Here is a 13497-nt window from a genome sequence, read left to right on the forward strand (position 1 = left end):
TGAGAGGGCGATTTACCTTGAAAAATATTCAGTTAATAAATCTATTCGTAGTATTAATAACGTATAAAGGATATCCATCATGTCTTTTTTTCTCTCTCCGATAAGCGAAGAAGTTAAATCATCCTCCTTGTTTAACCCCTATTTATATACATTTGCTTTTGCATCGCTCTATTTACTTTATTGCTTGTTATATATCTGGTTATCCAGTGAAATTGCTTCACACTTTGCCTTTTCTATTCAAGAATTAACGTCTATAGAACAATGGAAAGGAACGGTTTTTGTTTTTGTCACGACCTTATTTATTTCTGTCATTTTGCTATTAACACTCAAACGCATTGAAGAGTACCAAAATCAAATATTGCACCAACAAAATTTGTTAATTCAATCAGAACGTCGTGCGACAGCAGGCATTTTTGCGGCTTCTGTTGCACATGATATGAATAATTATCTCTTTTCCATGTCAGGAGCGATTGAACTGATTAAAGAGTCACCCAGTTTAAATATCACGGACAAACAACAGCAATTACTGAATAGCGTAGAAGTAGGGTTACAAGCCTTGATGAATTTATCCACGTCATTGGTGAGTGTTGAACAAGAGACATTACAACGAGACGTTACATTGATTGATATTAATAATTTTATTGAAGAAATCATAGGACTAACGAAGCATCATCAGCGGGTGAAAAAATGCACGGTGCGCCTAGAACCCATGCAATTGCCACAAGTTTTAGTTGATGTAAATCTTATCAAACAGGCGTTAATTAACTTAATTATTAATGCAGCGGATGCCATTCAACATCCTGAAGGCGTTATCCTATTTAAAACGGCATTAACCCATCAGCAATTACTCATAGAAGTGCATGACAACGGCACCGGTATTCCTGAGAACTTACGTCAAAAAGTCTTTGAACCCTTTTTTACCACTAAGAATAATGGTTCTGGTTTAGGACTCCTTTCTGTCAAAGTCTGCATGGATAAGCATCATGGCAATATTAAAATCACAAATTCTGCCTCACTAGGCGGATGTTGCATTCAACTGGCTTTTCCGTTGAATTAATCAATGGATTTATTTAAGAATTTTTTAATAGCTCTGCTTATTTTTCTTTGCAATTTTGCTACGATTAAACTGAGCAGGCTATTTTAACGATTAACTGGTTAGCTGCGACTTTACCTCAATCATGTAAAATGCGTGTAGGAGCTTAATTAAAATGAAAAAAGTTATCCACAGTTTTTTACTGCTGACGACGAGTCTGTTTTTATGGACATCGGCTGTTTTCTCACAACAAGCTGTTTTTGGTGTAAATACATTTACGGAATACGAAGCTTTTTTAAGTGCGGAACAAGAGTTGGGGGAGGAAAATAACTCACCCGCACAAGGTTATGGTCGATTGAGTTTTGCAGATGATCTTAGCACTGCGAAATTAGATGTTTTTATTAAAGACGTTGATGTCAATCAAATTACCGCTTTTCATATCCATTGTGGTTCACCTAATGTGCTTGGTCCTATCATTGCAGATTTGTCGGTGTTTGGTAATTTTACAGATACGATTGTTAATGGACATTTTGCGGCAACGCTGACAAATGAACATATTGTGTTTGTTACCATGCCACCGCCCGCGCCAAATGCAGGAGAATCTTTTACACTTCCTTTACCTGAAGGGTGTCCGAATGACTACGGGCAACTAGGTCAGGTATATACGATTGCAGGTTTAGAAGCCTTGGCAAAAAAAGGCCTGCTCTATTTCAATCTGCATACGGTGACTAACCCATTTTATGGGGAAATGCGTGGGCAACTTTACCCACTCACACAATACAAATCAGCACCAACAGCAAGTAGCATTTCTTTTGGAACAGATAGTTTTACCCATTACACGGCTAATTTAAGCCCAAAACAAGAATTGGGTGAGGCGAATGGTTCACAGGCAAGCGGTCAAGGCACTGTCAGTTTTGTCCAAAACCTCAGCTATGCACAGGTAGAGCTAACAATTAATAATTTGGATGCCAGCCAATTAACGGCAATACATATACATTGTGGTTCGCCCAACGTATTAGGCCCTTATATTATTCATTTTGGAGACGTTGCAACAAAAGTCGTTAATGGCAAGTTATCCATGAAACTCACTAATAAAGATATTGTATTTGTAACACAAGCACCGCCACCGCCAGAATTAGGACAATCTTTTACCTTACCATTACCCGAAGGTTGCCCTAATGATATTGGACAAGTAGGTCAAGTCTATACCATTGCAGGCTTAGAAGCCTTAGCACGTAAAGGCTTGTTATATTTTAATGTTCATACCGTTACAAACGCATTTTACGGTGAAATTCGGGGGCAACTAGGCTCAGAACACCCACGCGCTGACCGCGCCGTTTATGACAATAATTATTTAATGATTCCTGCTGTAGATGTATTAGATCAAGACGGAAAAACGGTTACATATAAAGCAGATATGATGCGATTAAACACAGACAATTGGTTATTTGAATTAACCTCAGCGACAGAAAAATAACCACGTCTGAATATGCTTTTTCAGAACCAACAGGCACACAGGATATTAAAATGCTGTGTGCCTAAAAAATAGGCTAATACTGGATAAATAAAGATTTAGAGAGAGAACAGCGTGATACCAACCAACCCCGCCATTTTTAATTGTCATTAACCCCTCATAAAACTTTCATTCTCTTGTCATCTTGTTGTAAAAACAGTGCAATTCTGCCTTGTTACTGTAAAGAATCCACAGCACATCAACAGGGTTCTGGTATGAATACAAGTAGCACGATTGTACGCGGTGTTTATGACAAGCAAAAATGCTATGTCTCTATTACTACCGATAAAACTGAAGTTAGACAAGCCCAAGCCTTGCGTTATCAAGTGTTTTCTGAAGAAATGGGCGCGACACTTAACACCAGCCTATCTGGTTATGATATTGATATATTTGATGATTATTGTCAGCACGTATTGGTTCGTGAATCAGATACGCATCAAGTGGTTGGTTGCACACGTATTCTAACTAGTGAACAAGCACGACTTGCGGGTGGGTTTTACTCCGAATCTGAATTTGATTTGTCGCGAGTTCTTCAGCGAGAAGGACGGTTTATGGAAATTGGGCGGACTTGTGTACATCCTGACTATCGCACGGGGGGCGTTATTACCCTGCTCTGGTCTGGACTTGCCCGCTTTATGGTAGAAGAAGGGTTTGATTATTTAATGGGATGCGCCAGTATTCCAATGCCAACAGCCGACCATCACAGCTTATTTGACCGCTTTCGTGAACGCTACTTCAGTGACGACCAATTACGTGTAACCCCCAAAATTCCACTGCGTAAAACAGTAGAAGACACTTTTAACCTAGATATTCCTTCTTTACTCAAAGCCTATTTACGACTGGGTGCGCAAATTTGTGGTGAGCCTTACTGGGATGCAGATTTTAAGGTTGCAGATGTGTTTATTTTTTTGGATTTAGACAATTTACAAGACCGCTATATGAAACACTTTGTTGACCGGGCGCGTCCTACACCGCATACACTTCACAGTGTTGCTGCTTAACAACAGATTACCCGTATCAGACTTAGGATTTCTATTAAAGGATTCATCTTTTACTGCACAGGCTTTTATAATAACGCGTATTCAATAAAGCTAGGTTTTATTCATAAACGCGAGCGTAGCCGTCATGAAAAAATTATTTCTTGTTAAAACAGGTAAAACGTTCCCAGCCCTTATTAAACGGCGTGGTGACTTTGACCAGTGGTTTATTCAATGCTTAGGATTTAGCCCTGATCATATAGAAATTGTTGAAGTGTTCGAAGGCGAACCCTTACCTGATGAATTAGATGACGTAGCTGGTGTTTTAGTCACAGGCTCTCCTGCAATGGTGACAGACCGCGAGCGTTGGAGCGAGCTAACCGCAAAATGGTTGTGCCAAGTGCATCAATCCAGTATTCCATTACTAGGGATTTGCTATGGACATCAACTTATTGCGCACGCACTGGGTGGAAAAGTAGCAAATAACCCAAATGGGTTTGAAGCGGGTATTGTGGAGATTCATTTAAACGAGGCTTGTGATACTGATATATTATTGAAAGAATTACCTAAAACGCTCTCTGTTCATGCTATGCACCGTCAAGTAGTTGTGACACTCCCCCCCGAGACCGTAATTCTTGCTAGCAATCCGCACACTGATTACCAAGCCTATAAAATTGGTGAAACAACATGGGGCTTACAATTTCATCCTGAATTTGACGCAGACATTATGCGAACATATTTAGCAGAACGCGAAGCGGTATTTATTAAAGAAGGTATTGATGTAGAAACCGCGCGACAAAATGCAGCGGATACCCCGTATGGGGACATGCTGTTAAAACGCTTTGCAACACTCGTACAGACACGTATTTAGGCGCGTGACACGGCGCAATGTGTATTGCGCTGTGTTATAAACATTAATTCATCAACCCACACATTCCCCCACCACACCCACCCGATGCACAGGCAGGCATTTCAGGATTTTTTAAGGCGCGACTACTAACAATTTGCCCACCCGTAATTAACCGCATAATTGGCGCATCCGCAGGTGTTGCACCCAACGCTAAACCTGTATTAGCGCACAACTCGCCCCACGTATTAAGCTCTTCATTCATACTGTGTTTTGCTTCTAGCGTTTGTCCATTCGCAGAACAGTGATAATCATAAGTAGGCATAATATTTCCTCATTCGCATTTCATAAAGAAAGATGAATAATGGATACCATTGCTTAATATCATGGTATCCACGATTTTTTTAAATTGCGGCTTTACATTCTAAGAATTCTGATTCAGACCATTTTTAAATTAGTCTTTTGCTACCACCGTTTCCTTTGTTGCTGGCGTGCGTAAACGAATATGCAATTCACGCAACTGCATTTCACTCGCAGGCGATGGGGCAGAAGTAAGCGGACAACTGGCCGTTTGCGTTTTTGGGAAAGCAATCACATCACGAATGGAACTTGCGCCCGTCATCAACATCACCAAACGGTCTAAACCAAACGCTAAACCACCATGGGGCGGACAACCAAATTTTAAGGCATCCAATAAAAAGCCAAATTTTGCACGGGCTTCTTCTTCCCCAATTCCTAATAGACGGAATACCGCAGATTGCAAATCAGGGCGATGAATACGAATAGACCCCCCCCCAATTTCTGAGCCGTTTAATACCAAATCATAAGCACGAGACAAACATGCACCCGGATTGGCTTCCATCTCAGCAATATCATTCACTTTTGGTGCAGTAAACGGATGATGCAATGACATCCAGCGGTTTTCCTTGTCATCCCATTCAAACATTGGGAAATCAACCACCCATAAGGCTTTCCACGCTTGTTGAGTCAATTTTAAATCGTCGCCGATTTTTAAGCGTAAAGCCCCTAATGATTCATTAACAATCTTAGCTTTATCCGCACCAAAGAAAATTAAATCCCCTGTATTCGCCTTTGTCCGTTCTAACAACTGCTTAACAACATCATCAGGCAAGAATTTTAAAATCGGCGATTGTAAGCCATCGCGTCCCGTCATAATATCGTTGACTTTGATATATGCCAGCCCTTTCGCACCATAAATCGTTACGAAATCAGTATAGCCATCAATTTGCCCGCGTGATAATTCATGTCCACCGCCCGGCACTAACAAGGCAGCTACGCGACCATTTGGGTCTTTTGCAGGTTGGGCGAAAACTTTAAATTCAACCCCTTGCATTAAATCACCCACATCGACTAATTCCAGCGGATTACGCAAATCAGGGCGGTCTGAACCGAAACGACTTACCGCTTCATGATATGTCATACATTGCAAAGGTTCAGGGAATTCAACATTCAATTCTTCTTTAAAAATCCCCCGAATCATTTTTTCCATTGTATCGCGCACAATGGTTTCATCCACAAAAGACATTTCCACGTCGATTTGAGTAAATTCGGGCTGACGGTCGGCGCGTAAATCCTCATCACGGAAGCAACGGACGATTTGATAATATCTATCCATTCCCGACATCATCAGCAACTGCTTGAACAACTGAGGAGATTGAGGCAAGGCAAAAAACTCACCGTTGTGTGTACGGCTAGGGACTAAATAATCGCGCGCGCCTTCGGGGGTTGCTTTGGTTAAAAATGGCGTTTCAATATCCATAAAACCATTACTATCCATATAATTACGAACTAAACGGCTCACGCGGGTGCGGAGTTTCATCCGTTCTTGCATAATCGGGCGGCGTAAATCTAAATAACGGTAACGCAAACGGGTTTCTTCATTAACGTTATTCTCATCCATTTGAAAGGGTAATGCCTCAGAAGCATTGAGGATTTCCACTTGTCTGCCAAGAATTTCGATGTGTCCTGTGGACAAATCAGGATTTTCTGTGCCTTCAGGACGACGACGGACTAACCCTTGTATTTGCACAACGAATTCATTTCGTAACCGTTCCGCGATGTTAAAAGCATCTTGTGTATCGGGGTCAAACACGATTTGCACTAAGCCCTCACGGTCACGCAAATCGATAAAAATAACCCCGCCGTGGTCACGGCGACGGTGTACCCAACCGCATAACGTCACGATTTGGTCGATAAATGCTTCATTAATTTGTCCACAATAGTGGCTACGCATGGCGTTATCTTCCTTACTGTTCAGGCAATAAAATAAATTTTATAAAATTAAACAAACATGGTAAGGGGTGTACAGAAACGGTGCAAGTTTTCAGGGCTTGCAGAGAATAAAAATTGTTTGCATCAGGATTGCTAAGGGTTACAGGTTTTTTAGAATGAAGAGGATATTAATTTTTAAAATTCAACTTATTAAAGCGAAATACATATAAATTAAGAGGGCAAAAGTGCAGCTTTTTTGTTTTGTAATATTGCCTATTTGGGTTCAGATAGGTTTTAAGTACGAGTTACATTCTGCATCACAGCCAAAAATTCAATGCTGTTTTGTCATGACCGAACATAAAGACAAAGATACATTCATATATCGACAGGGTAAAATCCTCAATTCCCCTGTAATATGACGCTTGGGGATATCCAAAGGATTCTGTAAAAATCCATTGCCATCTTATGGTAATTCGCCCATCAATTAGCGCGGCATATCTGCCCGTTTGTAATAACCTAATACTTATCCATAATTACAATGTCTTTAATATCCACCTCCTCCCCACATTCCACAATTACTCAACGAGAACTGAAGCTCGATTTTTTTCGTGGCTTGGCACTTTGCATTATTTTTGTGGCACATATTCCTGACAACTGGCTTGCTAACTACACACATGGACGTTTTGGATTTAGCGATTCTGCCGAACTTTTTATTTTTGTCTCGGGTTATACCGCTGCGCGGGCATTTGGACGCACATTTTCTCAACTGGGGTTTTGGGTAGGAACAGTTCGAGTGCTGCACCGTTGTTGGCAACTTTACATTGCGCATCTCGCCCTTTTTTTCTTACTGGCAGCGATTTGTGCAGCAGGTAATAAATTACAATATATTGATTATATAGGACGTTTGAATATTTATTTTTTCTTTGAACATACCCCTGAAGCAATTGTCGGGCTATTTTCTTTAAGTTATGTCCCTAATTATTTTGATATTTTACCGATGTACATTGCTATTTTAGCCAGTGTCCCGCTTATTATGTTACTTGCACGGGTTCGTCCTGTTTTAGTGCCGATTGCTTGTTTAGGCATATATTTGGGCATGTGGTGGTTTAATTTGGCATTACCTGCGGAAATCGACAGTGATAGACCTTGGTTTTTTAATCCATTTGGTTGGCAACTCCTATTTTTTACAGGTTTTATGCTCGGCGCGGGCTGGATAAAATCGCCACATTTAACGAGTGTATTAGCGTTTGTTTGTTTACTGTTTATTCTATTAAGTATTCCTTTGAGTAATTATCCAATTTATTCACAATCAGAATGGTTAAACCAATTGCGTACCAATATAGACCCCTTGGTGATTAAAACGAACTTTGGCATTTTACGTTGGATACATTTTTTAGCTTTAACAGGATTAACGCTGTATTTATTGAAATATTGGAAAAACTTTTTCTACACCTTGTTTGCGCAATGTCTCATTAAAATCGGTCAACAAGGTTTAGCATTATTTTTGTGCAGTATGATTTTATCTTATCTCGCGGGAATGCTAATGGATTACACAGGACGGCATATTATTGATACAGTAGTGATTAATGGCATCGGTATTGGCGGTTTAATCGGCATTGCCTATATGGTGGCATGGTTTAAAACCGTGCCTTGGAAAAATAAAGCTGTGATGTGTTTTGGATAACTTATTGTTTATTTTCTCTTAAATAAATGGAGTATTAATCTATGACTGAATATACGGTTATTTTCTCTCCTGAATTGGACATTCAACCTGCCGAATTTGCCACGTTTTGGAATGCACAAAGTCAGTTACAACAGCAGGCAGTAGCACAAGTGCAAGATGCACAGAAAACAGCTCACTATGAGATGGACGGGCTTACAATGATGGCATTGATTTTTATTGGTAATTTTGCATTAGATATTTTTAAAGATGTTACAAAAGATGCAATTAAGGATTTTCTTAAAAAACGGTGGTTAAATAAGCCTGAACAAAAAGCCACTGAATTTGATTTAATTGAGAAGAAAACCGAAGACGGTAAAACGCTTATTATTGTGTTACCTAAACAAAATTAAGGAATGTAATATGAATATCACGCTTATTACGATTACTGAAAAATCCTTTATTAATAATGGTTTTAGTGCCGAGTTGGCATTTAATCATCAACGTCGTTATCAAATCACGATTACACCGCCATTTGATGAAAAACAGGAACATAATTTAGCGTGGTATTTTGAAAAGTATTTAGCGTTTCCGTTTACCGATAACGTGCGCTTTAATGAAACTGCTCTCAGTATTAAAACTTATGGCGAACAGTTATTTAAGCAAGTTTTTCATGAGCCTGATGCGTATAGCGATTATCGGGATGCTTTAAAAACGGGGTTTACCTTAGAAATTATCGGTTCGCCTGCTTTTCACGCATTGCATTGGGAAAGTTTGCACGATGAAAAACGCCCCGCCCCTTTCGCGCTTCAGTTTGAAATTGTGCGTAAACCTTTGCATTTTAATTCACCTTATCAAGCCATTACTCCGCAAGTTTCCCCGACTTTAAATGTGTTGCTCGTTGTTGCGCGTCCGAATGGGCGTAATGATGTCGCATATCGCACGATTTCGCGTCCTTTGGTGGAAATGGTGAGAAATAGCGCAGACTTGCATGTGCATTTTGATATTTTGCGTCCTGCGACTTTTCAGGCATTAACTCAACATTTGGAAGACGTGAAAAAGAAGAAAGGCGCGGGGTTTTATCAGATTGTGCATTTTGATGTGCATGGGGCTGTGTTGGATTATACAACGGCACAAACAGCGGAGACAGCGGGGCGCATCAGCTTTGATTATGGGCGGGGCGAATTACAGCCTTTTGAGGGTAAAAAAGCCTTTATTTTTCTAAATCATGAGCAAACAGGCAAAGCTGCGCCCATTAGTGCGGAGAGTTTGACAGATTTATTGTTTCAGCATGGCGTGCCTGTGGTGTTATTAAATGCCTGTCAGTCGGCAAAACAAGAAAATACCAGCACAGAAACCAGTTTAGCCAGTTATTTGATGCAAGCAGGCACGCAAGCGGTGGTCGGGATGGCGTACTCGGTGACGGTGAGCGCGGCAACATTGTTTATGCAGACTTTGTATGAACAATTGTTTGAAGGTGCATCGTTAGCAGTAGCAATTCAGCGCGGGCGGTTTGAGTTAGACAAGCAAAAGGAACGGCAGGTTTATTATAATCAATTGATTAAATTGGAAGATTGGTTATTGCCTGTGGTTTATCAGAATGTGCCACAAGTTCAGTTTGCTTTGCGGGCGTTTAGTGTAGAAGAAGAACGTACTTTTTATGAGCAAGATGCCTTGCGTTTTTCAGAGCCTAAAACGGCTTATGGCTTTTTTGGGCGTGATTTGGATATTTTGGAAATTGAAACCGCTGTTTTAAAGCGAAATAGCTTGTTAATTCAGGGCATGGGTGGTGCAGGAAAAACCACTTTATTAAAACATTTGGGCGCGTGGTGGCAAACAACGCATTTTGTGGACAAAGTGTTTTATTTTGGGTATGACGAAAAAGCATGGACACGCCAGCAAATCATGCGCGACATAGCGATTCAATTGTGGGGAAAATTAGAATATGAACAGCGTTTTCAGGCTTTTAGTGAGGACGCGCAACAGAAAAAATTAGCTAAAGCTTTACGCAGTGAACGGCATTTATTGATTTTGGATAATTTGGAATCGGTCACAGGTTCAGCGTTAGCCATTCAGCACGTTTTGACAGTGACAGAGCGCGAAAATTTACAGCATTTTTTACAGGAATTAGTCGGCGGGGCGAGTTTAGTATTGTTGGGGTCGCGGGGCGCAGAAACTTGGCTAAAAACGGGGACGTTTGAAATAAATCAGTTTATTTTAAATGGCTTAGATTCTGAAGCGGCTTCGCAATTGGTTAATGAGATTTTAAATAGACATCAGATTAAAACGGAATATAAACAACAAGATGATTTTAAAAAGTTATTAAAATTATTAGCAGGTTATCCGTTGGCGTTGCAAGTTGTTTTGCAAAATTTAACCACAAAAACCCCGACGGACATTTTAACCGCGCTGACTGCTGGCGACAGTGCAATTGATTTAAATAGTACCGATAAAACCCAGAGTATTTTGCGTTGTATTGAGTATTCCCACAGTAATTTATCGCCCGATGCTCAGCAATTATTATTGTGTCTCGCGCCATTTGTGGGAGTGATTAATACTAATGGATTAGCCGTTTATACAGAGCTATTAAAACAACAACCCGCCCTTGCCCATTTACCCTTTGAGAAATGGGAAACTGTTTTGCAAGAAGCGAAAAATTGGGGATTGTTGGGACAGCATGAAAGTCATATTTATCTCACCATTCAGCCAACCTTACCTTATTTTCTACAAACGCAACTACAGAATAAAGTGGAAGTAAAAACGGCAATAGAAACTGCGTTTCGTTTGTATTATGAAAAAATGGCTGCTGGAATCTACCAACTCCAAAAATCCAAAGACCCAAAACAAAAACAACTGGGGCAGTTGTTCGCAAGTATTGAATTTGAAAATTTGCAACAATCCGTGCAGTTTGCTCTGACTGCACAAGTTTCTATTTTTTACCCATACATTGCGTTATCAAACTATTTTGACGCTACGCAAAACCTTCAACAGGGTTTAGTTTTTGGACAACAGGTATTAACACAATTAGAACAGTATTCGCCTGAAAAACTGGCTGGACAGTTAGGTGCAGAATTGGTGGGGGTGATTGATAATATTGCTAATTGTTTTTTACAAAGCCAAGAATATGCACTTGCAGAACAAACCTATCAAAAAGCCTTAAAAATCTGGAAAAATTTAACTTTTTTTGAAAAAACAGAAAGAGCTAAACTCAATGCAAACACTTATCACCAGTTAGGCATGGTGGCACAAGCACAAAGGCAATGGTCGCAAGCCCAAGACTATTATCAACAAGCCCTTGCCATTTTGATTGAATTCAATGACCGCTATTCTCAAGCCAGCACTTATAACCAGTTAGGCATGGTGGTAGAAGAACAAAGACAGTGGTCGCAAGCCCAAGACTATTATCAACAAGCTCTTGCCATTTGGATTGAATTCAATGACCGCTATGCACAAGCTGGCACTTATCACCAGTTAGGTAACGTGGCATATGAACAAAGGCAATGGTCGCAAGCCCAAGACTATTATCAACAAGCCCTTGCCATTTTGATTGAATTCAATGACCGCTATTCTCAAGCCAGCACTTATAACCAGTTAGGCATGGTGGTAGAAGAACAAAGACAGTGGTCGCAAGCCCAAGACTATTATCAACAAGCTCTTGCCATTTGGATTGAATTCAATGACCGCTATGCACAAGCTGGCACTTATCACCAGTTAGGTAACGTGGCATATGAACAAAGGCAGTGGTCACAAGCCCAAGACTATTATCAACAAGCCCTTGCCATTTTGATTGAATTCAATGACCGCTATTCTCAAGCCAGCACTTATAACCAGTTAGGCAGGGTGGCAGAAGAACAAAGGCAGTGGGTGCAAGCCCAAGACTATTATCAACAAGCCCTTGCCATTTGGATTGAATTTAATGACCGCTATTCTCAAGCCGGCACTTATCACCAGTTAGGCAGGGTGGCAGAAGAACAAAGACAGTGGTCGCAAGCCGAAGACTATTATCAACAAGCCCTTGCCATTTGGATTGAATTTAATGACCGCTATTCTCAAGCTCGCACTTATCACCAGTTAGGCAGGGTGGCACAAGAACAAAGGCAGTGGTCGCAAGCCGAAGACTATTATCAACAAGCCCTTGCCATTAAAATTGAATTCAATGACCGCTATTCTCAAGCCTACACTTATCACCAGTTAGGCAGGGTGGCACAAGAACAAAGGCAGTGGTCGCAAGCCGAAGACTATTATCAACAAGCCCTTGCCATTAAAATTGAATTCAATGACCGCTATTCTCAAGCCAGCACTTATCACCAGTTAGGCATGGTGGCACAAGAACAAAGGCAGTGGTCGCAAGCCGAAGACTATTATCAACAAGCCCTTGCCATTTTTATTGAATTCAATGACCGCTATTCTCAAGCCAGCACTTATCACCAGTTAGGCATGGTGGCACAAGAACAAAGGCAGTGGTCGCAAGCCCAAGACTATTATCAACAAGCACTTGCCATTAAGATTGAATTCAATGACCGCTATTCTCAAGCCAGCACTTATCACAACTTAGGCATGGTGGCACAAGAACAAAGGCAGTGGTCGCAAGCCGAAGACTATTATCAACAAGCCCTTGCCATTAAGATTGAATTCAATGACCGCTATTCTCAAGCCAGCACTTATCACAGTTTTGGTAGCGTGGCACAAGAACAAAGGCAGTGGTCGGAAGCCCAAGACTATTATCAACAAGCCCTTGCCATTTATATTGAATTCAATGACCGCTATTCTCAAGCCCGCACTTATCACAGTTTTGGTAGCGTGGCACAAGAACAAAGGCAGTGGTCGCAAGCCCAAGACTATTATCAACAAGCCCTTGCTATTTATATTGAATTCAATGACAGCTATTCTCAAGCTGGCACTTATCACCAGTTAGGCAGAGTGGCAGAAGAACAAAGGCAGTGGTCGCAAGCTAAAGACTATTATCAACAGGCCCTTGCCATTTGGATTAAATTTAATGACAGCTATTCTCAAGCCAGCACTTATCACCAGTTAGGTTTATTAGCCGAAGCGCAAGAAGACTGGGAGCAAGCAATAGAGTATTTATTACAGGCTTATATTATTTTCGCTGAATATCAGGACGAGCATAATTTACAAATCACTTTAGAAAACCTCGCCCGCATTTACCAACAACACCCCAACCTCGTCGAACAAAAATACAAGGCATTAGGCATTTCAATGAATGGGAATTCATAA

Annotated in this window: 9 protein-coding genes; 7 read left to right on the forward strand and 2 right to left on the reverse strand. The window is 40.7% G+C overall.

Annotation, left to right across the window (positions count from 1 at the left end; translation table 11 throughout):
• Positions 1-79 precede the first annotated feature (79 nt).
• The 4 genes from AL038_RS13555 to AL038_RS13570 all read left to right on the forward strand — a co-directional run bounded on the left by AL038_RS13555 (position 80) and on the right by AL038_RS13570 (position 4394).
• On the forward strand, positions 80-1057 hold the full coding sequence (locus AL038_RS13555; RefSeq protein ID WP_062153665.1) for a sensor histidine kinase: 978 nt from the start codon (positions 80-82) through the stop codon (positions 1055-1057).
• A gap of 151 nt (positions 1058-1208) precedes the next feature.
• Positions 1209-2510 carry a CHRD domain-containing protein gene (locus AL038_RS13560; protein ID WP_062153667.1) on the forward strand — a complete coding sequence of 434 codons (1302 nt, stop codon included), beginning with the start codon at positions 1209-1211 and terminating at the stop codon, positions 2508-2510.
• 251 nt (positions 2511-2761) lie between these two features.
• Positions 2762-3547 (forward strand): GNAT family N-acetyltransferase, encoded by a 786-nt coding sequence (locus tag AL038_RS13565; RefSeq protein ID WP_062153669.1) that lies wholly within the window; start codon positions 2762-2764, stop codon positions 3545-3547.
• A 124-nt stretch (positions 3548-3671) separates the two neighbouring features.
• Complete coding sequence (locus tag AL038_RS13570) at positions 3672-4394, forward strand: glutamine amidotransferase (protein WP_062153671.1); 723 nt, start codon at positions 3672-3674, stop codon at positions 4392-4394.
• 43 nt (positions 4395-4437) lie between these two features.
• Here the strand turns inward: AL038_RS13570 and AL038_RS13575 are convergent, their stop codons facing one another.
• Positions 4438-4695: an FmdB family zinc ribbon protein gene (locus AL038_RS13575; RefSeq protein WP_062153673.1), complete on the reverse strand. Its 258-nt coding sequence runs from the start codon at positions 4693-4695 to the stop codon at positions 4438-4440.
• A gap of 129 nt (positions 4696-4824) precedes the next feature.
• The gene (gene aspS, locus AL038_RS13580; protein ID WP_062153675.1) at positions 4825-6624 is read right to left on the reverse strand and encodes an aspartate--tRNA ligase; all 1800 of its coding nucleotides are present in this window, start codon (positions 6622-6624) and stop codon (positions 4825-4827) included.
• A gap of 516 nt (positions 6625-7140) precedes the next feature.
• On the opposite strand from aspS, the gene AL038_RS13585 reads away from it, so the two are divergent.
• Genes AL038_RS13585 through AL038_RS13595 form a run of 3 tightly spaced genes read left to right on the forward strand, consistent with a single transcriptional unit; the run spans position 7141 to position 13497 of the window.
• Positions 7141-8286 (forward strand): OpgC family protein, encoded by a 1146-nt coding sequence (locus tag AL038_RS13585; RefSeq protein ID WP_062153677.1) that lies wholly within the window; start codon positions 7141-7143, stop codon positions 8284-8286.
• Positions 8287-8327: 41 nt separating this feature from the next.
• Positions 8328-8675 carry a hypothetical protein gene (locus AL038_RS13590; protein WP_062153679.1) on the forward strand — a complete coding sequence of 116 codons (348 nt, stop codon included), beginning with the start codon at positions 8328-8330 and terminating at the stop codon, positions 8673-8675.
• Between the two features lie 10 nt (positions 8676-8685).
• On the forward strand, positions 8686-13497 hold the full coding sequence (locus tag AL038_RS13595; RefSeq protein WP_062153681.1) for a tetratricopeptide repeat protein: 4812 nt from the start codon (positions 8686-8688) through the stop codon (positions 13495-13497).

Origin of the sequence: Beggiatoa leptomitoformis (genome assembly GCF_001305575.3) — a bacterium.
Classification (GTDB): Bacteria; Pseudomonadota; Gammaproteobacteria; order Beggiatoales; family Beggiatoaceae; genus Beggiatoa; species Beggiatoa leptomitoformis.

What these genes read in the sequence shown, in the direction of transcription:
- AL038_RS13555 (WP_062153665.1), top strand. Translation starts at nt 80, where the DNA reads ATGTCTTTTTTTCTCTCTCCGATAAGCGAAGAAGTTAAATCATCCTCC.
- AL038_RS13560 (WP_062153667.1), top strand. Translation starts at nt 1,209, where the DNA reads ATGAAAAAAGTTATCCACAGTTTTTTACTGCTGACGACGAGTCTGTTT.
- AL038_RS13565 (WP_062153669.1), top strand. Translation starts at nt 2,762, where the DNA reads ATGAATACAAGTAGCACGATTGTACGCGGTGTTTATGACAAGCAAAAA.
- AL038_RS13570 (WP_062153671.1), top strand. Translation starts at nt 3,672, where the DNA reads ATGAAAAAATTATTTCTTGTTAAAACAGGTAAAACGTTCCCAGCCCTT.
- AL038_RS13575 (WP_062153673.1), bottom strand. Translation starts at nt 4,695, where the DNA reads ATGCCTACTTATGATTATCACTGTTCTGCGAATGGACAAACGCTAGAA.
- aspS (WP_062153675.1), bottom strand. Translation starts at nt 6,624, where the DNA reads ATGCGTAGCCACTATTGTGGACAAATTAATGAAGCATTTATCGACCAA.
- AL038_RS13585 (WP_062153677.1), top strand. Translation starts at nt 7,141, where the DNA reads ATGTCTTTAATATCCACCTCCTCCCCACATTCCACAATTACTCAACGA.
- AL038_RS13590 (WP_062153679.1), top strand. Translation starts at nt 8,328, where the DNA reads ATGACTGAATATACGGTTATTTTCTCTCCTGAATTGGACATTCAACCT.
- AL038_RS13595 (WP_062153681.1), top strand. Translation starts at nt 8,686, where the DNA reads ATGAATATCACGCTTATTACGATTACTGAAAAATCCTTTATTAATAAT.